The 19753-nt window shown below is 68.1% G+C and carries 20 protein-coding genes; 6 read left to right on the top strand and 14 right to left on the bottom strand.

Going from position 1 to position 19753, the window contains the following annotated elements; translation table 11 throughout:
• Positions 1-6: 6 nt before the first annotated feature.
• The 5 genes from J2X21_RS23770 to J2X21_RS23750 are packed head-to-tail and all read right to left on the bottom strand — an operon-like array spanning position 7 to position 3679.
• Entirely contained in the window at positions 7-1152 is a 1146-nt protein-coding gene (locus tag J2X21_RS23770) for a D-alanyl-D-alanine carboxypeptidase family protein (RefSeq protein WP_310332607.1), read from the bottom strand.
• A 9-nt stretch (positions 1153-1161) separates the two neighbouring features.
• Positions 1162-1785 (bottom strand): alpha/beta hydrolase, encoded by a 624-nt coding sequence (locus J2X21_RS23765; RefSeq protein WP_310332606.1) that lies wholly within the window; start codon positions 1783-1785, stop codon positions 1162-1164.
• On the bottom strand, positions 1782-2108 hold the full coding sequence (locus J2X21_RS23760) for a (2Fe-2S) ferredoxin domain-containing protein (protein ID WP_310332605.1): 327 nt from the start codon (positions 2106-2108) through the stop codon (positions 1782-1784). Before J2X21_RS23760 ends, J2X21_RS23765 begins: the two co-directional genes overlap by 4 nt.
• 29 nt (positions 2109-2137) lie before the next feature.
• Positions 2138-3238: a VanZ family protein gene (locus J2X21_RS23755; RefSeq protein ID WP_310332604.1), complete on the bottom strand. Its 1101-nt coding sequence runs from the start codon at positions 3236-3238 to the stop codon at positions 2138-2140.
• 12 nt (positions 3239-3250) lie between these two features.
• Positions 3251-3679: a CopD family protein gene (locus tag J2X21_RS23750; protein WP_310332603.1), complete on the bottom strand. Its 429-nt coding sequence runs from the start codon at positions 3677-3679 to the stop codon at positions 3251-3253.
• A gap of 283 nt (positions 3680-3962) precedes the next feature.
• Here J2X21_RS23750 and hemB point away from each other — a divergent pair, with 283 nt between their 5' ends.
• A complete protein-coding gene (gene hemB, locus J2X21_RS23745) occupies positions 3963-4979 on the top strand; it encodes a porphobilinogen synthase (protein WP_310332602.1) in 1017 nt (338 codons plus the stop codon).
• Between the two features lie 4 nt (positions 4980-4983).
• Positions 4984-6087 (top strand): magnesium transporter CorA family protein, encoded by a 1104-nt coding sequence (locus J2X21_RS23740; protein ID WP_310332601.1) that lies wholly within the window; start codon positions 4984-4986, stop codon positions 6085-6087.
• On the opposite strand, the gene ybeY is transcribed toward J2X21_RS23740, so the two are convergent.
• Positions 6084-6527 carry an rRNA maturation RNase YbeY gene (gene ybeY, locus J2X21_RS23735; RefSeq protein WP_310332600.1) on the bottom strand — a complete coding sequence of 148 codons (444 nt, stop codon included), beginning with the start codon at positions 6525-6527 and terminating at the stop codon, positions 6084-6086. The genes J2X21_RS23740 and ybeY overlap by 4 nt on opposite strands.
• Positions 6524-7483 carry a PhoH family protein gene (locus tag J2X21_RS23730; RefSeq protein ID WP_310332625.1) on the bottom strand — a complete coding sequence of 320 codons (960 nt, stop codon included), beginning with the start codon at positions 7481-7483 and terminating at the stop codon, positions 6524-6526. Before J2X21_RS23730 ends, ybeY begins: the two co-directional genes overlap by 4 nt.
• A gap of 87 nt (positions 7484-7570) precedes the next feature.
• Between J2X21_RS23730 and J2X21_RS23725 the strand changes: the two genes are divergently transcribed.
• Genes J2X21_RS23725 through ruvB form a run of 4 tightly spaced genes read left to right on the top strand, consistent with a single transcriptional unit; the run spans position 7571 to position 11304 of the window.
• Positions 7571-8983: a sensor histidine kinase gene (locus J2X21_RS23725; protein WP_310332599.1), complete on the top strand. Its 1413-nt coding sequence runs from the start codon at positions 7571-7573 to the stop codon at positions 8981-8983.
• A gap of 15 nt (positions 8984-8998) precedes the next feature.
• A complete protein-coding gene (locus J2X21_RS23720) occupies positions 8999-9652 on the top strand; it encodes a response regulator transcription factor (protein ID WP_310332598.1) in 654 nt (217 codons plus the stop codon).
• Positions 9653-9679: 27 nt separating this feature from the next.
• Positions 9680-10249: a Holliday junction branch migration protein RuvA gene (gene ruvA, locus J2X21_RS23715; RefSeq protein WP_310332597.1), complete on the top strand. Its 570-nt coding sequence runs from the start codon at positions 9680-9682 to the stop codon at positions 10247-10249.
• On the top strand, positions 10246-11304 hold the full coding sequence (gene ruvB, locus J2X21_RS23710) for a Holliday junction branch migration DNA helicase RuvB (protein ID WP_310332596.1): 1059 nt from the start codon (positions 10246-10248) through the stop codon (positions 11302-11304). Before ruvA ends, ruvB begins: the two co-directional genes overlap by 4 nt.
• Positions 11305-11336: 32 nt before the next feature.
• Here ruvB and J2X21_RS23705 read toward each other — a convergent pair whose 3' ends face one another.
• The 7 genes from J2X21_RS23705 to J2X21_RS23675 all read right to left on the bottom strand — a co-directional run bounded on the left by J2X21_RS23705 (position 11337) and on the right by J2X21_RS23675 (position 19620).
• The gene (locus J2X21_RS23705; RefSeq protein ID WP_310332595.1) at positions 11337-12272 is read right to left on the bottom strand and encodes an IS1595 family transposase; all 936 of its coding nucleotides are present in this window, start codon (positions 12270-12272) and stop codon (positions 11337-11339) included.
• A gap of 146 nt (positions 12273-12418) precedes the next feature.
• Positions 12419-13351, bottom strand: a complete 933-nt coding sequence (locus J2X21_RS23700; protein ID WP_310332594.1) for a porin — start codon at positions 13349-13351, stop codon at positions 12419-12421.
• Between the two features lie 153 nt (positions 13352-13504).
• Positions 13505-14146 (bottom strand): histidine phosphatase family protein, encoded by a 642-nt coding sequence (locus J2X21_RS23695; RefSeq protein ID WP_310332624.1) that lies wholly within the window; start codon positions 14144-14146, stop codon positions 13505-13507.
• A 2-nt stretch (positions 14147-14148) separates the two neighbouring features.
• Entirely contained in the window at positions 14149-14472 is a 324-nt protein-coding gene (locus J2X21_RS23690; protein WP_310332593.1) for a DUF1840 domain-containing protein, read from the bottom strand.
• A 26-nt stretch (positions 14473-14498) separates the two neighbouring features.
• Positions 14499-16637, bottom strand: a complete 2139-nt coding sequence (locus J2X21_RS23685) for a putative bifunctional diguanylate cyclase/phosphodiesterase (protein ID WP_310332592.1) — start codon at positions 16635-16637, stop codon at positions 14499-14501.
• Positions 16634-17962, bottom strand: coding sequence for a cyclic di-GMP phosphodiesterase (locus tag J2X21_RS23680; protein WP_310332591.1), 1329 nt, complete (start codon positions 17960-17962; stop codon positions 16634-16636). Before J2X21_RS23680 ends, J2X21_RS23685 begins: the two co-directional genes overlap by 4 nt.
• A 299-nt stretch (positions 17963-18261) precedes the next feature.
• Positions 18262-19620, bottom strand: a complete 1359-nt coding sequence (locus tag J2X21_RS23675; protein WP_310332590.1) for a GH1 family beta-glucosidase — start codon at positions 19618-19620, stop codon at positions 18262-18264.
• Positions 19621-19753: the final 133 nt, after the last annotated feature.

Raw genomic sequence — 19753 nt, 5'->3', positions numbered from 1 at the left:
CTCCGATCACTTGATCCACAGGCGGATGGAGTCGAACGCGCGGCCGAAGATGCCGGCGACCGGCACGGCTTCCTGCACGATCAGCGGGATCTCGGCCACGGCCGCGCCACCGGTCGTCGTCACGCGCAGGGTACCCACGCGCTGGCCCTTGTTCAGCGGCGCGACCAGCGGGTCGGTGCGCTCGACCTGGGTCTGCAGCTTGGCGGCGTCGCCACGCGGCACGGCCACGTAGACGGCGTCCGAGGCGCCCAGTTTGGCCTCCTTGGCCTCGCCCTTCCAGACCGGCACGGTCGCGATGGCCTTGCCGGCGTCGAAGACCTTGACCGCGTCGAAGGCGGTGTAGCCCCAGTTCAGCAGCTTCTGGCTTTCGCTGGCACGCGCTTCCTTGGAACTGGTGCCCATGACGACCGACAGCAGGCGGCGCTTGCCGTTGGGGAAGTCGCGGTTGGCGCTGGATACCAGGCAGTAGCCGGCAGCCTCGGTGTAGCCGGTCTTCATGCCGTCCACCGATGGGTCGCGGCGCAGCAGCAGGTTGCGGTTGTCCTGGCGGATCTTGTTGAAGGTGTAGTCGCGCTGCGAGTAGTAGGCGTAGTACTCGGGGTAGTCCTTGATGATGTGGGCCGCGATGACGGCGATGTCGCGCGCGCTGGCGCGGTGGCCGGGCTCGCTCATGCCGGTCACGTTCTTGAACTCGGTGTTCTTCAGGCCCCAGGCCTGCACCTGGCGGTTCATCAGCTGCACGAAGCCTTCCACCGTGCCGCCCACGCCCTCGGCCAGCGCGACGGCAGCGTCGTTGCCGCTCTGGATGATGAGGCCGCGCAGCAGTTCGTCGACCTTGGGCGTCATCGTCGTGTCGATGAACATCAGCGACGGGTCACCCTTGCGCTCGTCCCAGGCGCGCTTGGACACGGGCAGCGTCTGCTCCAGCGTCAGCTTCTTGTCGCGCAGCGCGCCGAATACGACGTAGGCCGTCATCAGCTTGGTGAGCGACGCCGGGTCCTGCGGCGTGTCGGCATCGCGCTCGGCCAGCGTCTTGTTCGTGGTCAGGTCCACCAGCACGTAGTTGCGTGCGGCGATTTCGGGCGGTTGCGGCGCCTGAGCCTGGGCGGTGAGCGCGAGTGCGGCGAGGAAGGAGGCAAACAGTCTTTTCATCGGATGGCTTCAGGCCCGCGCCGGATCGAAGGCGCGGATCACCAGAGACTTGAGCAGCGGCAACTGCCCGTGGAAGAAATGGCCCACGCCGGGGACGACGGTGACGGGCAGGCTCTGCGGCCGCGCCCAGTCGAGCACGGAGGCCAGCGGCACCACGTCGTCGACCTCGCCGTGGATGACCACGGTGTCGGCCGGCACGGGGGCGGTATCGAAACGGCTGGTGGCGGGGCCCACCAGCACCAGGCGCTGTGCGGGCTCGGCAATGCGCTGTGCGGCGCGCGACGCCACATAGCCGCCAAAGGAGAAGCCCGACAGGATCAGCGCCTCGCCGGGCGCGCACACGGCGTCCAGCACGGCCAGCGCGTCATCGACTTCGCCGCGGCCTTCGTCCCAGCCACCCTCGGACTTGCCGATGCCGCGGAAGTTGAAGCGCACGGCGCGCCAGCCCAGCTGGATGAAGGCGCGCGCCAGCGTCTGCACGACCTTGTTGTCCATCGTGCCGCCCTGCGTCGGGTTGGGATGGCAGATCAGCGCCGTACCCACCGGTGAGGAACCGTGGGCCGGCAGGTCGATGGCCACCTCGATCTGGCCGGCCGGGCCGGGCACCAGGCGCTTTTCGGTCTGCGAATTCATCGGCCCACGCTGTCCGGCAGCACCAGGCGCTCGACGACCTGGCCGTCGCGCAGATGGCTTTCGACGATCTCGTCGATGTCGCTCTGGTCCACCCACGAATACCAGACGGCCTCGGGGTAGACGACGGCGACCGGCCCGCCGGCGCAGCGGTCCAGGCAGCCCGCCTTGTTGACACGAACGCCGTCCTTGCCCGCCAGGCCCAACTGCTTCACGCGGGACTTGCAGTGGTCGAAGGCCGCCTGGGCGTCATGGTCGGCACAACTGGCCTCGCCATTGCTGCGTTGGTTCAGGCAGAAGAAAACGTGGCGCTGGTAATAACTCATCGAGGTCGATTCTCGCACCGGCACTGGGGTCAACCCGGCCTCTGCACCAGCCGGGCCGTCAGCCAGATCAGCGACAGGAAGGGCCAGGTCCAGGCCACCCAGCGGGTCAGGCCGTACAGGTTGACGAAGCGGCCGTGTTCCCAGGCCTGCATGTTCAGCGCCAGATACGGGTCGCTGGGCGCCACACTGATGAGGCCGATCAGCGCGCACAGCGCAAAAAGTCCCAGCGCCGCCGCCACGCGCGATGGCAGCAGGCAGGCCAGCAGCGCCAGCACCAGCCCCAGGCCCACGCCGGGCCGCGTGGCCTCGCTGAGCCAGGCCCAGGCGTGGTCCGGCCCGAAGGCCATGGCGGTCGCGGTCGCCGTGCCCAGCAGGCCCAGCAGCACCGCGCCGGCGGCCAGCACGACGCGGCGCAGCCCGGGGCGCGCGACGGTGATCATCAACAGTACCGGCGCCACCAAGCCCAGCGCGATGGCCAGCGACTGCAGCCCCGGCGGCAACTCGTGCTCCACCGTGACGGCGTCGCCCCAGTCCAGCGCCCAGGGCGTGCCGGCCAGCGCATCGACCAGCGATTCGCGCCACCACGGCAGCCATTGACCGAGACCGAATGGCAGCGGCGTGGGGTACAGCAGCGCCACCGGCCACAATGCCAGCAAGGCCAGCGCCGGCGCGCTGCTGCTGCCAAACCAGTGGTCGCGCATGTCCTCCCAGCGCTGCAGCCCACCCAGGCCGCTCAGCACGACGCCCAGCAGCGCGCCCAGCGAACTGCCTGCGGAGTTCAGCGCCCAATCCGATAGCGACGGCACGCGGCCTGGCAGGAAGAACTGCAGCGTCTCCATCGTCAGCGACAGCAGCGGCCCGGGGAGGAAGCCCAGCAGCAGCGCGCCACGCATCCCCCAGCCGGAACGCATCGCCGCCGCAAATCCCAGCAGGCCCAGCGGGATGTAGCCCAGCAGGTTGGCCTCCACGTCGAAGGCCCAGAAGCGCGGCGGCCAGGGCAGGCCGAACAGCCAGGGCAGGCCCATGCCCGGCGGCCAGCGCCAGGGCCAGAACGGATAGAGGCTCGCGTAGACGACCAAGCCCATGTGGGCCAGCATCAGCCAGGTCGCGGAGCTTTGGCGGCGGCGCACGACCGGCTTCCGTCAGAAGGGTTTGACCGTCACCAGCACGACGATGGTGGCGAACAGCAGCACGGCCGCCTCGTTGTAGACGCGGAACCAGCGGTGGCTGCGGCGGTTGGCCAGTTGCTCGAAATCGCGCAGCAGACGGCGGTTGTAGTGGTGATAGCCGACGACCGCGACGACCAGCGCCAGCTTGGCATGCAGCCAGCCGCTGCCGGCGAAGCGCGTCGCGCCCCAGCCCAGCCACACCCATAGGCCCAGCAGCAGCGCCACGCCCATCAGCATGCTGCTGAAGCGATGCAGCTTGTGGGCCATCAACAGCAGGCGCTCACGTTCCGCGTGGCTGTCGGCCGGCACCATGGCCAGGTTCACGAAGATGCGCGGCAGATAGAACAGGCCGGCGAACCAGGCGGCGACGAAGACGATGTGAAAGGCTTTGACCCAGAGCATGCAGCCATTATGGGCAGCGCTCTCCGACGCCCGTGCCAGACGGGGCCACATGCGTTTCAGGAATAAAAAAGGCCCCGGTTGAAACCGGGGCCGAGAAAGCCTTATCGCTGTCATCACGCTAAGGCTCCTGCTCAGGGAGGAAAAGCAGGGAACGACCACCTTGCGGCTATCATTCGGAGACAAGTTTAGCGCGCTTGAGCGGGGGCGTCACGAATAAATGACGCCGGGATGTGTCGTCCATCACGCGCCGGGCCGCAGCCCCCCGCAGATCGAGGATACGCCCGTGAGCCGCTCACTTCTGACACCCCCCGCTTACCCTGCCGCGCGCCCGCGCCGACTGCGCCGCGACGCATTCACGCGGGCGCTGGTGAGAGAGCATGCGCTGAGCGCCAACGACCTCATCCTGCCGGTCTTCATCCATGAAGGCGAGAACCGACTGGACGCCGTGGCCAGCATGCCGGGCGTGTCGCGCCAGAGCCTGGACCACCTGCTGCGCACGGCCGAGCAGTGCGTGGAGTTGGGCGTGCCGGTCATCGCGCTGTTTCCCGTCATCGATGCGGCACTGAAGACGCCCGATGGCGCCGAGGCGCTGAATCCGAACGGCCTGGTGCCGCGCGCGGTGCGCGCACTGAAGAAGCATTTCCCGCAACTGGGCGTGCTGACCGACGTGGCGCTGGACCCGTTCACCAGCCACGGCCAGGACGGCATCATCGACGAGAGCGGCTACATCCTGAACGACCCCACGGTCGAGATCCTCGCGAAGCAGGCGCTGGCGCAGGCCGACGCCGGCGTGGACATCGTGGCGCCCAGCGACATGATGGATGGCCGCATCGGTGCCATCCGCCAGGCACTCGAAGGCGCCGACCACATCCACACGCGCATCATGGCCTACAGCGCCAAGTACGCGAGCAGCTTCTACGGCCCCTTCCGTGACGCGGTGGGCTCGGCCGCCAACCTGGGCAAGGCCGACAAGAAGACCTACCAGATGGATCCCGGCAACAGCGACGAAGCGCTGCGCGAAGTGGCGCTGGACCTGGCCGAAGGCGCCGACATGGTGATGGTCAAGCCCGGCATGCCTTACCTCGACATCGTGCGGCGCGTGAAGGACGAGTTCCGCGTGCCGACCTTCGCCTACCAGGTGAGCGGCGAATACGCGATGGTCAAGGCTGCCGCGGCCAACGGCTGGCTGGACCACGACGCCGTGATGATGGAGTCGCTGCTGGCCTTCAAGCGCGCGGGCGCCGATGGCGTGCTGAGCTACTTCGCGCTGGACGCCGCGCGACTGCTGAAGAAGGGCTGATCCCGTGCGGGTCTTCCACATCGAACCGGACCGCTTCACCGAGCTGACGGCGCTGCCGGAAGCGCTGCCCGAGACCGGCTTCCTGTGGCTGGGCTACGGCCGGCGCGAGTTCGAGGTGGGAGAGTCCGCGGCGCAGCAGGCGCTGGCGCGCTGGGGCTGCGGCAACATCGTCGACCTGCATGTGGCCGACCTGATCAACAACCAGCTGCCCTCGCATTTCGACTACACGTCCTGGTACGACATGCTGGTGTTTCGCCGCCTGGCCGCGGCGCCGGGCAGCCAGGATCTGTTCGTCGACGACGAGCACGGCACGCTGGCTTCGGCGCAGCGCGCGCTGCGCGCCATAGACACCAGCCCGGTGGGCTTCGCCGTGTTCGACCGCGTGCTGGTGACGGTGCACCCGACCGACTGCCAGGTGCGCGAGTTCTTCGCGCAGAAGCTGGACCGGCTGACCGAAGGCCGCGACAAGCGCGACCCGCGCGGTGGCGCGCGGCTGCCCGCCGGCCCGGCCGAGCTGATGCTGCGCATGGTCAACCACATGGTGGACAGCTACCTGGAGCTGCGCCGGCTGCTGACCCGCCAGCTCGCCACGCTGCAGCGCGTGCTGCTGGACCAGAGCAGCGAGTTCAGCGACTGGCCGCTGCTGCTGGAAAGCCGCGACGCGCTGCACAGGCTGGAGGACATCTGCGAAGACCAGCGCAGCGCCATCCAGGAGTGGATTGATGCGCTGGACGAATGGCCCGTTCACAGCGACCCGCAGCTGGCCCGCGACCGCGAGCTGCTGCGCGTTCGCTCGCGCGACGTGCTGGAGCATGTGGAACGCGTGCTCAGCCATGTGCGCCGGCTGCAGTCGTCGGCCGAGTCGGCCGTGCAGATGCACTTCAGCGCGCTGGGGCACCGCACCAACAGCATCATGCGCACGCTGACGGTGCTGACCGCCATCTTCCTGCCGCTGAACCTGATCACCGGCATCTTCGGCATGAACTTCGAATGGATGCCGCTGATCAAGAACCCGGCCGGGTTCTGGGAGGCGATAGGCTTGATCCTGGCGCTGGCGTTCGGCCTGTGGCTGCTGTTCCGCCGCAAGCGCTATCTGAGCAGCCGTTAGCTCCGCGGGTAGGGGTCGGCGAAGCCCAGCCCCCGCATGATCTCGGTCTCGCGCGCCTCCATGCACTCGGCTTCGTCGTCGACCTCGTGGTCGTAGCCCTGCGCATGCAGCGTGCCGTGGACCAGCATGTGCGCGTAGTAGTCCAGCAGCGGCACGCCCATGTCGGCCGCCTCCTTCTCGACCACCTCGGCACAGATGACCAGATCCGCGCCGACGACCGGCTCGTGGCTGTAGTCGAAGGTCAGCACATTGGTCGCGTAGTCTTTGCCGCGGTACTCGCGGTTCAGCGCGCGGCCCTCCTCGGCGTCGACGATGCGTACGGCAATCTCGCCCGGCAGCTCCAGCGCCGCGCGGATGAAGCGCAGCACCTTGTGGCGCGGCAGCAGCGCGCGGTGGCGCGGGTCGGCGAACTGCAGGGACAGGCTCAATTCAGGTTTCATGCTTCGCGAGCCTCTCGTTTGGCGCGGGCCTCGTAGGCCTCCACAATGCGGGCCACCAGCGGATGGCGAACGACGTCGGCGCTGGTGAAGCGGGTCATCGCGATGCCCTTCACTCGCGCCAGCACATGCTCGGCATCGATGAGGCCGGATTGCGTGCCGCGCGGCAGGTCGATCTGGCTGGTGTCGCCGGTGACGACACAACGGCTGCCGAAGCCGATGCGGGTCAGGAACATCTTCATTTGCTCGGGCGTCGTGTTCTGCGCCTCGTCGAGGATGACGAAGGCGTGGTTCAGCGTGCGGCCGCGCATGAAGGCCAGCGGCGCGACCTCCAGCTGACCTTTCTCGAAGGCCTTGGTGACGCGGTCGAAGCCCAGCAGGTCGTACAGCGCGTCGTACAGCGGGCGCAGGTAGGGGTCGACCTTCTGCGTCAGGTCGCCGGGCAGGAAGCCCAGGCGCTCGCCGGCCTCCACGGCCGGGCGGGTCAGGATGATGCGCTGCACCGTCGAACGCTCCAGCGCGTCCACCGCGCAGGCGACCGCCAGGAAGGTCTTGCCCGTGCCGGCCGGGCCCAGGCCGAAGGTGATGTCATGCGACAGGATCTGCTGCAGGTACTGGTGCTGACGCGGCGTGCGGGCCGACAAGTCGGCGCGGCGGGTGCGCAGCACCAGCGGGTCGTCGCTGGCTGGCTTGGCGGGCTCGGGCGTCTTGGCCTCCACCAGCGCCAGCTGCAAGGTTTCGGCGGCCAGCGGCCGGCGGGCGCGCTCGTACAAGCCCTCCAGCAGCGCCTGCGTGCGCTCGGCAGCCGTTTTCGCGCCGTTGACGCGGAACTCGGCGTCGCGGCGCGTGATCTTGACGCCCAGCGCGGCCTCGATCTCGCGCAGATGCGCATCCAGGCTGCCGCAAACGCGGGCCAGGCGGGTGTTGTCGGCGGGTTCGAGGGCGAAGCGCAGGATCACGGTGGTCACGAAAAGAGCGAAGCCGGGATTGTCGCTGGTGCATTCCCCGGCGCGATCCGGGTGCTGGCTCCCGCACAATGCCGCCCCATGAAAACCAAGACCGCGCCGGAGGCCGCGACAGCGCGGCGCCTGCGCCTTTTCCCGTTGATCGCCGCGGCGCTGCTGTGCCCGGCGCTGGCCCAGGCCCAGAGCCTGGCGGGTCCGGACTGGTCCGGCACCGTGCGCGGCTGGGTGGCCGCGATGCTGGCACTGATGGCCACCGTCGTGGGACTGATCTCCAGCCTGCACTCGCGCGAGCGCCCCGCCAACTTCCTGGTCGGCATGATGCTGAGCTGGGTCGTGCTGCGGGCCGCCACCGTGCCCAGCGCCGCCGGCCTGCGCCCCCTGCTGATGACGCTGCTGGTGCTGTGCGGCGTGCAATACCTGCTGCGGCAGATGAACTGGAAGCGCGACTGGATCGACTACGCGCTACTGATCCAGTGCCTGGTGGTGCCCGCCAGCCTGCTGCTGGCCGGCGGCCAGGTCGGCGTGCTGGGCTGGATCTGGCACGACGTGCTGAGCCTGGAACTGATCGCGGCGATGGGCTGGGCGCTGTGGCTGCGCTGGCAGCGCTTGAAGGAGCAGCCCGACGCCGAGTCGGCCCAGGACTTCAAGCTGATGCTGGTGCTGCTCCCCCCCACCATGCTGGCGCTGCTGGCCGACATGGCGCTGGTGCTGGTCAGCGAGCCACTGTGGCAGATCGCATCGCCCTGGCTGACGCTGACGCTGCCGCTGCTGATGCTGGCTCTGGGCCTGCAACTGGTGAACGACGTGGCGCAGGCGCGCGTGGACGCCGAGAAGCGCACGGCCGCGCTGGATCAGCGCATGGCCGATCGCATCGCCGAGGTGGAGCGCAGCCACAGCCAGTTGGCTGAGCAAAAGCTGGAGCAGGTGACCGAGCGCGAGCGCAAGCGCATCGCCGCCGACCTGCACGACGACCTGGGTGCCAAGCTGCTGACCATCGTGCACACCAGTGAGTCCGACCGCATCTCCACGCTGGCGCGTGAGGCACTCGAAGAGATGCGACTGTCCGTGCGCGGGCTGACCGGCAAGCCGGTGCATCTGATCGACGCGATGGGCGACTGGCGCGCGGAGGTTGTTTCACGGCTGGGCCAGGCCAACATCCTGGCCGAATGGAAGAGCCCGGCCGAGGACATCGAGCACACCTTCCAGGCCCGCTCCTATGTGCAGACGACGCGCATACTGCGAGAGTCGGTGTCCAACATCATCAAGCACAGCGGCGCGACGAACGCGACCATTTCCGCCGCGGTGCAGGATGGTGACTTCATCCTGACCATCCAGGACAACGGCCAGGGCATCCCGACCGAACTGGACGGACGGTTGGACAGAGGCCACGGCATGGCGAGCATGAAGTCACGCGCCAAGCAAATGCATGGCCAGTGCCTGGTTGAATCCGGGCCCGGCTGGGGTACTGTCATCCGTCTGACGATTCCGCTCTAGATTTCCGAGGCCCCCATGAACCACATCCTGCTGCTCGAAGACATTCCAGAGATCCGCGCCTGGTTGAAGGCACTGATCAAGCAGGTGTTCGCCAATGCGCAGATCACCGAGTGCTCGCGCGTGCAGGATGCGCTGTCGCTGGTCAACGGCCAGCGCTTCACGCTGGCGCTGCTGGACCTGGGCCTGCCCGATGGTTCGGGCGTCGAAGTCATCGCCGCGCTGCGCGAGAAGCAGCCCGAAGTGCAGTCGGTCATCGTCACCATCCACGACGACGACGAGCACCTGTTCCCCGCGCTGCAGGCCGGCGCCTTCGGCTATCTGCTGAAGGAGCAGTCGCGCGAACTGCTGGTGGAGCAGCTGCAGCGCATGAGCCAGGGCGAGCCGCCGCTGTCGCCGTCCATCGCGCGCAAGGTCATCGCCTACTTTGCTGCGCAGGTGAAGAAGCCGGCCTCGACGCTGCTGCACGAGGTGTCGCTGACCGACCGCGAGACCGAGGTGCTGCTGCGCGTGGCCAAGGGCTTCACGCTGCCGGAGATCGGCGTGCAGCTGGGCCTGTCCCGCCACACCATCGCCGACTATGTGAAGCAGATCTATCGCAAGCTCAATGTGAGCTCGCGTGCCGAGGCGGCGCTGGAAGCGCAGCGACTCGGGTTGTTCGGCAGAAACTGAGCCTGAGGTGGCCCGGATAATCGGGCCATGATCGGAAGACTCAGCGGCGTCATCGCCGAGAAAACACCGCCGCAGGTGGTGATCGACGTGGCCGGCGTTGGCTACGAAGTGGACGTGCCCATGAGCACGTTCTTCAATCTCGGCGCGTTGGGCGAACGCGCCGTGCTGCTGACCCACCTGACCGTGCGCGAGGACGCGCACCAGTTGTTTGGCTTCCTCACGCACGAAGAGCGCGCCACCTTCCGTCAGTTGATCAAGATCAGCGGCGTCGGCCCCAAGATGGCACTGGGCCTGCTGTCCGGCCTGTCGGTGTCCGAACTGGCCCAGGCCGTGTCGCGCCAGGATGCCGGCCGCCTGACCAAGGTACCCGGCATCGGCAAGAAGACCGCCGAGCGGCTGCTGCTGGAGCTGAAGGGCAAGCTGGGGCCGGACCTGGCCCTGCCCACCGCCGTCGCCAACGACGCCCAGGCCGACATCCTGCAGGCGCTGGTCGCGCTGGGCTACAGCGAGAAGGATGCCGCCGCCGCGCTGAAGGCGCTGCCGCTGGATGTCGGCGTCAGTGATGGCATCAAGCTGGCGCTGAAGAAGCTGTCATGACCATCCAGACCGACGACTTCGCACCGGCGCCCCGCATCGTCAGCGCCGCGCCCGAGTCCAGCCGCGAGGAGGCGCTGGAGCGCGCCCTGCGCCCCAAGCTGCTGGACGACTATGTCGGCCAGACCAAGGCGCGCGAGCAGCTGGAGATCTTCATCGGTGCCGCCCGCAAGCGCCGCGAAGCGCTGGACCACGTGCTGCTGTTCGGCCCACCGGGCCTGGGCAAGACGACGCTGTCGCACATCATCGCGGCCGAGCTGGGCGTGAACCTGCGGCAGACCTCCGGCCCCGTGCTGGAGAAGCCCAAAGACCTGGCCGCCATCCTGACCAACCTCGAGAAGAACGACGTCCTCTTCATCGACGAGATCCACCGCCTCAGCCCCGTCGTCGAGGAAATCCTCTACCCGGCGCTGGAGGACTACCAGATCGACATCATGATCGGCGAGGGTCCGGCAGCGCGCTCCATCAAGCTGGACCTGCAGCCCTTCACGCTGGTCGGCGCGACCACGCGCGCCGGCATGCTGACCAATCCACTTCGTGATCGTTTCGGCATCGTTGCGCGACTGGAGTTCTACACGCCGGCCGAACTGCAGCGCATCGTGACTCGCTCGGCCGCGTTGCTGAACGCACCCATTGATGCCGACGGCGCGCTGGAGATCGCCCGCCGCTCACGTGGCACGCCGCGCATCGCCAACCGGCTGCTGCGCCGCGTGCGTGACTACGCCGAGGTGAAGGGCGATGGCCGCATCGTCGCCGGCATCGCCGACAAGGCGCTGGCGCTGCTGGACGTGGACCCGCAGGGCTTCGACCTGATGGACCGCAAGTTCCTGGAAGCCGTCGTGCATCGCTTCGACGGCGGCCCGGTCGGCCTGGAGAACGTGGCGGCCGCCATCGGCGAGGAGGCGGGCACCATCGAGGATGTCATCGAGCCCTTCCTGATCCAGCAGGGCTTCCTGCAGCGCACGCCGCGCGGCCGCGTCGCGACGCTGGCCGCCTACCGGCACCTGGGCCTGGCACCGCCAAGCAACAAGCACGCCCCCGACCTGTTCGGGCAATAAAAAGGCTCTTTGCGCATTGTTTGGTGACGAGCTCAAGCACCGATAGCCAAAGCTAGGAATGGCGCGGGCTGGCGAGGAGCTTGGGCTGACCGGTCCAGGGCGCGGAACCAGCCCAGGCTGGCCAAGTACGAACTGGCCACACCGTTGAAGCGGCGAATCCAGTTCTTGAGCCTGGCGTGATACGCGTTGGCGTTCTGGATGTGCCAAGCGCCTTGCACGCGCTGCCCCTTGGAGAGGTTCAGCGCTTGGTGCTCGACGCCGAGATGCCGGGCCGCCGCGCCCAGCGAGCCGCTGCAGTCCGTACAAAGCACGACGTCAGGGGCCAGCACCGAGCCCAGCACTGCGATGGTCGCAGCCTTGCCGGCTCGCTGCAGGATGAAGTCAGCCGTCGCGCCCGAACGGTCGCGCGCCACCAGCACGGGCTCCTGTTCCTCAGACAAGCCCCGCTTGGCACCGCTGCCGCCGCGGTGCCGTGCCTTGCGTGCCTTCACGCGCTGGCCCTTGCTGGAGCGCAGAAAGTAGGTCTCGTCGGCCTCGACCACGCCTTGCAGCACCCGGGCCTTCACGCCCTGCGCCAGTTGCAGGAAGCGGTGACGCCAGCGGAAGGCTGTACTCGGCGCCACCGCCAGGGCGTCGGCCGCCTGATGCACGCTCAAGCCCTGGCGCAGCACTTCGGCTTGGCGCTCCCATTTCCCCTTGTGCCGCAGCCCAGCCAGCGGCGTCTCGGTCAGCGAGTTGAAGATCCTGGCGCAGTGGCGGCACTTGTAGCGCTGCAACCCGCTGGCGTGCCCATTGCGAACCACGCGCTCACCTTGGCAATGAGGGCAGACCTGCGGGCGTGATTGCACCGTCTGCACGACCCGCTCGACCTCATTGACGTCGCTCAGGACCTGTATCAGCTCCTGCCTTTGCGCCAACGTCAGCTTCAACGCCTCGGCCATCATTCTCTTGAGCTCTCGGCTGCGCATCTGTGGCTCCTGATGCCCCGACCCTCGGGGCCATGCCAGCCAATGTCTTCTCACAATGGCTCACCAGCTGAGCCATCACGAATCAATGCGCAAAGAGCCAATAAAAAAGCGCCCCGCGGGGCGCTTTTGTTTTCTGGTCGCGAGGATCAGAAGTTGTGGCGAACGCCAACTGCCAGCGAGTTGAAGTCCAGTTGGCCCGGGGCGTTGTAGTCGGTCTTGGTGTAGAAGCCGTAGACCTTGGTGCGCTTGCTCAGGTTGTAGTTGTAGCCCAGCGTGTACTGCTTGGCGCCGCCGAGGCGGAAGGCGCCGTTGCCGCCGGACTTGCTGCCGCCGACGTTCAGGTGGAACTCGGACTGGCCGACGGCGTACATGGCAGCCAGACGGCCCACGTCACGGCTCTTGAAGCCGCTGACTTCTTCGCGCTGGTAGTAACCGCCGAAGGTGAAGGCACCCAGCTCATACAGGCCGCGGACCGCGAACTGCTTGTAAATGCCAACCTTTTCGTAGCCGAAACCGGCGTGCAGGGGGCCCATGTCGTAGTTGACGGCCAGGTCCCAGGCGCGCGGCGCCGTGCCTTCGCCGGCGGCGACGCCGACTTCAGCGTTGAAACCGGACACGGTGGGCGTGAAGTACGAAACCTTGTTGTTCGTCGTGAACTGGGTGCCGTACAGCGCATCGGCCGAGGTGCCCGTGTCATGGTTGTGCATGCTCACGTAATCGGCGGTCGCGAAGTACGAGCCCGGGAACCACTTGCCCAGACGCACGCCACCGAAGGCGCCTTCCAGCTGCACCCACGAAGCGCGGTTCCAGAACGTGTTGCCGCCGCTGGCGGTGCCGCTGTCGCTGTTGACGCCGTGCTCCAGCGAGAACGAGGCCTTCAGGCCGCCGCCCAGGTCTTCCGTGCCCTTGAAGCCAAGGCGCGAGGAGTTGTTCTGGACGCGAACGATGCGATCCTGCGAACCGGTCTTCTGGCTCTCGACGGTGGTGTTGATACGGCCCCACAGGGTGACGGAGCTTTGAGCGAACGCCGGAGCGGCCGAGATGGCGGCCAGGGCGGCGACGAGAGCGATCTTCTTCATCGTTTGCCTTTACTTAAGGGTTGCGGCGGCTTGACAAGGCCACCTTGAAGGACAAGTGACAGCCAGTATAGGAGTGGCTGTCACACAGACAGAGGTTGGCGACGCGTGGATGCAACAGTGGCTTTAGGGGCCTTGCAAGACCTCAGTTAGGCCTCACGCGGTGATGTCGTCCGCACTCAACCCCGCCAAGTGCCCGTCGTCGTTCCAGCCGATCAGGCTGAAGCCCTCGGGCGTGGCCAGCAAGCGGTTGATGCTGGCGTTACCCAGCTGCCAGCTCCGTGGGGCCTCCAGCGACACCCGCGTTGCGGCACGGTACAGGCAGTCCAGCACGCCGCCATGCGCCACCAGCGCGATGATGTCGCCGCCATGGGCGGCGCAGATGCGCCGCGCCGCGGCGACGCACCGGGCGCTGAAGAGGGTCAGACTTTCGCCGCCCCCGACCGCAAAGTCCGGCTCGCGGCGGCGCCAGCGCGCGGCATCCTCGGGATAACCCTGATGAATCTCATCCCAACTCAGCCCTTCAAAGCGGCCGAAGGCGCGCTCGCGCAGCCCGGCGTCCAGCTGCACGCCGAGCCCGTGCCTGCCGGCAACGGCGTCCGCCGTCTGGCGCGCCCGGGCCAGGTCGCTTGAATAGACGGCGGCCAGCGGCTCGTCGGCCAGCGCCTCGGCCAGCCGCTGCGCCTGTGCCAGGCCCAGCGGACTGAGCGGGATGTCGGTATGTCCCTGGATGCGCGTCGCGCGGTTCCACAGCGTCTCGCCATGGCGGATCAGCACGATCCGGGTGGCCTGCTCCAGCACTAGACGCCCCACACCACGTCGGCATCCTCACGCACGCTGCGCTGCATCAGCTCCCGCAGCGGCCAGGCGCGCTGGCGCAGGCTGATGCCCTTGCGGCGCGGCTCGGGCTCGCCGGCGGCCTTGGCCTCATCGACGGCCTTCTGGAACTGCGCCTCGTCGGCCAGCACGCCGGCCTCCAGCGCCTGGATCAGCTGCGGCAGGTCGACCGCTTGGAAGATGCCACGTGGGGCAGGCTCGCGGCCCATCAGACGCAGCAACGCGTCGCCGGATTCGGCCAGCATGGTGACATCGGCCCCGGCCTTGGACCTGAAGACGTAAAGCATGCCGCCATTGTGGCGCGCAGCGGGGCTCAGCCGTTGCCGGCCAGCCCCAGCCAACCGGACACAGCCGCGTCGACCACATGCCGGCGCGGGCGCACGCGCTGTTCGAACTCGTCGGGACGCAGCGCCGGCGCGTACAGATAGCCCTGGAACTCGTGGCAGCCGGCCTGGGCAAGGAAGTCGCGCTGGGCTTCGGTCTCCACACCCTCGGCGATGACTTGCAGGCCCAGCGCCCGCCCCATCTGCACGATGGCGTTGGCGATGCCGGCGTCGCTGGGGTCGCCGGGCAGGCCCTTGACGAAGCTGCGGTCGATCTTGAGGCGCTGGATGGGGAAGCGCTTCAGGTAGGCCAGCGACGAATAGCCGGTGCCGAAGTCGTCGATGGACAGCGTGACGCCCAGGCCGGCCAGCGCCTGCATGCGCTTGAGGCCTTCATCGGCGTCGCCCAGCAGCACGCCTTCGGTCAATTCGAGCTCCAGCATGCTGGCCGGCAACGCCGCGTCGCGCAGCGCGGCGGCGACGTTTTCGACGAAATGCGGCTGCTGGAACTGCAGTGCCGACACGTTGACGGCCACAGGCATGCGCAGGCCGCGGCTCAGCCAGTGGGCCGCCTGCTCGACAGCCTCGCGCAGCACCCAGTCGCCGATGGCGACGACGAAGCCGCTTTCCTCGGCCAGCGGGATGAAATCGGCGGGCGAGATGTCGCCGCGCTGCGGGTCGCGCCAGCGGATCAGCGCCTCGGCGCCGATGACGCGGTCGCTGCCCAGTTCGACCTGCGGCTGGAAGTGCAGCCTGAAGTGACCTTCCGCCAGCGCCTGGCGCATGTCGTGGTCCAGCCGCATGCGCGACAGCAGGTCGACCTCCTTGCGCGGCACATGGAAGCGGAAGCCGGCGCGGCCGCCCTCCTTGACCCAGTGCATGGCGCGCTCGGCGCTGGCCATCAGCTCGTCGGGCGTCGCCCCGTCGCCCGGGAACAGCGCGATGCCGCAGCTGGCGGTCACCGTGAAGCTCAGCGTGTCGAAGCTGAACGGCTGGGCCAGCAGCTGCTGAATGCGCCGCGCGACCACCTCGGCCTCGAACAGCTGCGCGCCGTCGATCAGCAGCGCGAACTCGTCGCCACCCAGCCGGGCCAGCGTGTCGTTGGGGCCTACGGCGCCGCGCAGGCGCTCGACGATCTCGCGCAGCACGCGGTCGCCATAGGTGTGGCCCAGCGTGTCGTTGATCTGCTTGAAGCGGTCCAGGTCCAGGTGCAGCAGCGCGAAAGCCGGCTGTGGCTCGCCGGTGGCCACGGCCGACATCTGCTGGACGATGCGGTCTGCCAGCGCGCGCCGATTGGGCGCGCCGGTCAGCACGTCGGACCGGCCCAGTTCTTCGATGCGCTGGTGCGCGGCAAGCTTCTCGGACAGGTCGCGGAACGAGAACACGCGGCCTATGGGCTCGCCGCGGCTCATCTGCGGCAGCGAGACCTGCTCCAGCACGCGGCCGTCAGCCAGGCGCAGCACATCGCTGGAGCGCATCAACGGCGCGTCCAGCAAGGCCTCGATGCGCAGGCGGTATTGCTCGCCGTCGCGCATGACGCGCTGCAGGCTCAGCCACAGGCCGGCGTCGCCGGGCTCGTGCTGCAGCCCCCCCGGCAGGCCCCACAGCTTGGCGAAGCGGCGGTTGAAGCTGCGCACACGGCCGCCCAGGTCCACGACCAGGATGCCGTCGGCGGTGGACTCCAGCGTCGCGCGCAGCTCGGCCAGCAAGGTCTCGCGCTCGGCCTCGGCACGGCGACGACGCGTCTGGTCGTGCAGCAGCACCAGCCAGTAATGGCCGCCGTCGGGCGTGTGGATGGGGCTGATGGCGCGGCTGACCCAGCGAGGCTGGCCGTCGCTGTGGGTCAGCACGGTGTCGGAGCGGATGCGCGCGAAGGGGTCGCGCGCGGCGCCCTGCCAGAACGCCTCATCCTCCAACGACCCGCACAGCGTCGCCGGCGCCTGGCCCAATGCCCGCTCGGGCTTGAGCCCCAGCAGGCGCAGCGCCGCGCGGTTGATGACACTGACAGTCAGGCTCTCGCCGTCCACCAGCCAGGCCGGTTCGGGCAGGCCTTCAAGCAGCGCGCCGATGACGGGCGCCGCCTCGTTGACGCGAGTGCGCGCCGGGGGCGCCTCGCGGCTGGCGCTCACGCGGTCAGCTCCCCTGGCCCGGTGCTGATCGCGTCGAAGAAGTAGGCGATGCGGGCACGCGGGCTGAGGTAGTCCAGCGACGCCCGCGGCAGGAACTGCGGCTTGAGGCTGCGCCGGATGCCGAGGTCGGGCATCTCCTCCAGGTTGAGGACCAGTGCCTCTTCCTTGGGGATCTTGATGTCGTGCACCATGACCCGGGGCTTCAGCGGCCGCGCCGAGTTCACTGAAACGACCAGCGCATAGCGGTCATCGGTGAGCTGCACGGTGGAGCCCGGCGGGTAGACGCCCATCATGCGGATGAAGGCGTTCAGCATGGTCGCGTCGAAGCGGTTGCGGCCCTGCGCGAACATCAGCGACAGCGCCTCGTGCGGCGTCATCGCCTTGGATGTGATCAACGGGTTGCACAGGCCGTCGAACCGGTTGACCAGCGCGACGATGCGTGCGCCGGTGCTCATGCGGTCCATGTTGATGCGCTGCGGGAAGCCGGTGCCGTCCGCGTGCTCGTGATGCTGCGCAATGATGAGCAGCGGCGCCGGCGCCAGCCCCATGGCCTGGCCGATGGCCACGCCCTTGGCGACGTGCTGCTGGTAGGCCTGGGTCTCGGCGGCCGTGAAGCTCTCGTCGCGATGGCGCAGCCGCGCGGCGACCTCCAGCTTGCCGACGTCATGCAGCAGCGCGCCGACGCCCAGGTCCATCATCTCGTCGCGGCCCAGGCCGAAGGCGCGGCCCAGCAGCAGCGCGATGATGCAGACGTTCAGCGCATGGGCGGTGCTGCGGTCGCCGGCCGTCTCGTTCAGCAGCCGCATGTTGAGGTCGCCCTCGACCAACATCTTGTCCAGCAGCGCGGCGGCCAAGCTTTCGGCCTGGTGGCGGGCCTCGTGCGGGTCGCGTTGGACTGAATCCATGACGCCACGGAAGCCGTCGGCCGCCTCGCCGTACTGCTCTTCACACAGGCGCAGGGCTTCGCGCTGGGCGGCCAGCGCCCGGCGATGCGCCTCGCGGGCCAGATCCTCGGGCGTGGGCACCGCGGGCTGCGCCGCTTGATCCGCCGCAGCACCGTTGGCGGCCTCGGCAGCGGCCGCATCGGCGGCGCCCGCCTCATCGAGATCCGCCGGCCGCGATTGCAGCGCCAGATCGCTCTTGGCCGGGCTCCAGCGCACCTGCGTCAGACCCAGGCGGCGCAGGATGAGCAGCTGATCCGTCGACGCGATCTTGAAACTGGACAACGGAAACGGATGCGACATCCAGCCCAGGTCGAGATGAATGAACATCCCGACCGTCAATTGACTGACGTCGATCAGTGGATCGTTTGATCTATCCTGCATTCGCTCATACCCGTTGGCCGGGCACCCTCGACCGGCTCCGTTTCGGCACCGCTGCCGAACCCGGAAAACCAGCCTCCTGCTATACGTTATTTGGTTCCAAAGCGCACAAAGGCATCAGGGGAAAATCCCCTTGTGCGTCAACTCGGAGCTTAGCGCCTGATGACGACGGAAATTCTGTCGCCTCGTCGGGGCAAACGCGAAGGAATGCAGGGCAAGAAGAGCCCTTGAAGGGCTGCGAAACGGGAGGATTTCGCGAATGCGGGCACGCGAGCTGTCGCAAGCCGGGCGCCAACAGCGGCTCAGCGCCGCGCGCGATGTGCCGAGATGAGATCCCGATACCAGTGGGCACTGTCCTTCGCGACGCGCTGCTGGGTGTCGTAGTCGACATGGAACAGGCCGAAGCGCTTCAGGTAGCCTGAGTTCCACTCGAAGTTGTCCAGCATGCTCCAGTAGAAGTAGCCGCGCACGTCGGCACCCAGGCTCATCGCGGTGGCGAGCGCCTGCAGATGGCTGTGCACGTAGGCGATGCGCTGGGCATCCGGCACGCGGCCATCGACGACGCGGTCGGCGTTCGCCATGCCGTTCTCGGTGATGTACATGGGCGGCGGCGAGTACTCGCGCGCCAGGCGCACCAGGTGCTGCGCAAACACCTCGGGGACGATCTCCCAGCCCATGTCGCTGAAGCCGCGCTTGCCCGGGCCTTTGACGGTCTTGCCGTCGGCGGCGAAGAGGCTGCGCGTGTAGAAATTCAGGCCCAGGAAGTCCAGCGGCTGGCGGATACGCTCCAGGTCGCCGGCTTCGACCTGCGGCGCATCGGCACCGACGAAATCGATCGCGTCCTGCGGATAGGCGCCGCGGAAGATGGGGTCCATGTACCAGCGCACGTTCAGGCCATCGTCGATGCGCGCGGCGCGGCGGTCAGCTTCGGTCGGCGTGGCGGGGAAGGACGGCGTGTGGTTGAGCACGATGCCCAGCTTGGTTTTGGTGACCGTGCGCATCGCCGCAATCGCGTCGCCATGCGACAGCATCAGGTGGTGGGCCACCTGCAGGCTCTCAGAACGACTCTTGTGGCCTGGAGCGAACTGGGCGGTTTCGTAGCCCAGCGTGGCCGTGCACCAGGGCTCATTGTGGGTGGCGATGCTGGCCAGCCGGTCGCCCAGGCGGCGAGCCACCTCGCGGGCGTAGTCGGCAAAGTGCCCGACGATGTCGCGCGACAGCCAGCCACCGATGGTCTCGTCCAGCGCTTGTGGCAGATCCCAGTGATACAGCGTCGCATGCGGCTGGATGCCAGCCTCCAGCAGCGCGTCGACGAGCCGGTCGTAGAACGCGAAGCCGGCCTCGTTCCAGGCCCCCTGTCCCAGCGGCTGCACGCGCGGCCAGGACAGGCTGAAGCGATAGCAGTCCAGGCCCATGCCCTTCATCAGCGCCACGTCCTCGCGGAAGCGGTGGTAGTGATCGCAGGCGATGTCGATGTTGGACGCGTCGTTGATGCGGCCCGGCTGACGGCAGAACGCATCCCAGATGGACGGGCCCTTGCCATCTTCGAAAGCGGCACCCTCGATCTGGGCGGCGCTGGTCGCGGTGCCCCACAGGAAATTAGCGGGAAAGGCCTGAGCAAGGCCGGCAGCGTCGAGATGGTCGGGGTCGAGGAGGTTCATGGTCAAGGCGAGGACAACCGCGCCTTGCGGCGCGGGCGGATGAAGCCGAAGCGGATCACCGGCCGCTGCGGAATGGAACGGGGTGGGTCGCCTGCGCGGGCCATCGGCCCATGCAGGCGTCGGCGATCACGGC

The organism is Roseateles asaccharophilus, from assembly GCF_031458115.1.
GTDB lineage: Bacteria > Pseudomonadota > Gammaproteobacteria > Burkholderiales > Burkholderiaceae_C > Pelomonas > Pelomonas asaccharophilus_A.
This window is presented reverse-complemented; position numbering and strand designations above follow the sequence as displayed.

Excerpts from the sequence above, each read along its gene's own strand:
- J2X21_RS23770 (WP_310332607.1), bottom strand. The coding sequence starts at position 1,152 with ATGAAAAGACTGTTTGCCTCCTTCCTCGCCGCACTCGCGCTCACCGCC.
- J2X21_RS23765 (WP_310332606.1), bottom strand. The coding sequence starts at position 1,785 with ATGAATTCGCAGACCGAAAAGCGCCTGGTGCCCGGCCCGGCCGGCCAG.
- J2X21_RS23760 (WP_310332605.1), bottom strand. The coding sequence starts at position 2,108 with ATGAGTTATTACCAGCGCCACGTTTTCTTCTGCCTGAACCAACGCAGC.
- J2X21_RS23750 (WP_310332603.1), bottom strand. The coding sequence starts at position 3,679 with ATGCTCTGGGTCAAAGCCTTTCACATCGTCTTCGTCGCCGCCTGGTTC.
- ybeY (WP_310332600.1), bottom strand. The coding sequence starts at position 6,527 with ATGAAACCTGAATTGAGCCTGTCCCTGCAGTTCGCCGACCCGCGCCAC.
- J2X21_RS23725 (WP_310332599.1), top strand. The coding sequence starts at position 7,571 with ATGAAAACCAAGACCGCGCCGGAGGCCGCGACAGCGCGGCGCCTGCGC.
- J2X21_RS23720 (WP_310332598.1), top strand. The coding sequence starts at position 8,999 with ATGAACCACATCCTGCTGCTCGAAGACATTCCAGAGATCCGCGCCTGG.
- ruvA (WP_310332597.1), top strand. The coding sequence starts at position 9,680 with ATGATCGGAAGACTCAGCGGCGTCATCGCCGAGAAAACACCGCCGCAG.
- ruvB (WP_310332596.1), top strand. The coding sequence starts at position 10,246 with ATGACCATCCAGACCGACGACTTCGCACCGGCGCCCCGCATCGTCAGC.
- J2X21_RS23705 (WP_310332595.1), bottom strand. The coding sequence starts at position 12,272 with ATGCGCAGCCGAGAGCTCAAGAGAATGATGGCCGAGGCGTTGAAGCTG.
- J2X21_RS23700 (WP_310332594.1), bottom strand. The coding sequence starts at position 13,351 with ATGAAGAAGATCGCTCTCGTCGCCGCCCTGGCCGCCATCTCGGCCGCT.
- J2X21_RS23690 (WP_310332593.1), bottom strand. The coding sequence starts at position 14,472 with ATGCTTTACGTCTTCAGGTCCAAGGCCGGGGCCGATGTCACCATGCTG.
- J2X21_RS23680 (WP_310332591.1), bottom strand. The coding sequence starts at position 17,962 with ATGCAGGATAGATCAAACGATCCACTGATCGACGTCAGTCAATTGACG.
- J2X21_RS23675 (WP_310332590.1), bottom strand. The coding sequence starts at position 19,620 with ATGAACCTCCTCGACCCCGACCATCTCGACGCTGCCGGCCTTGCTCAG.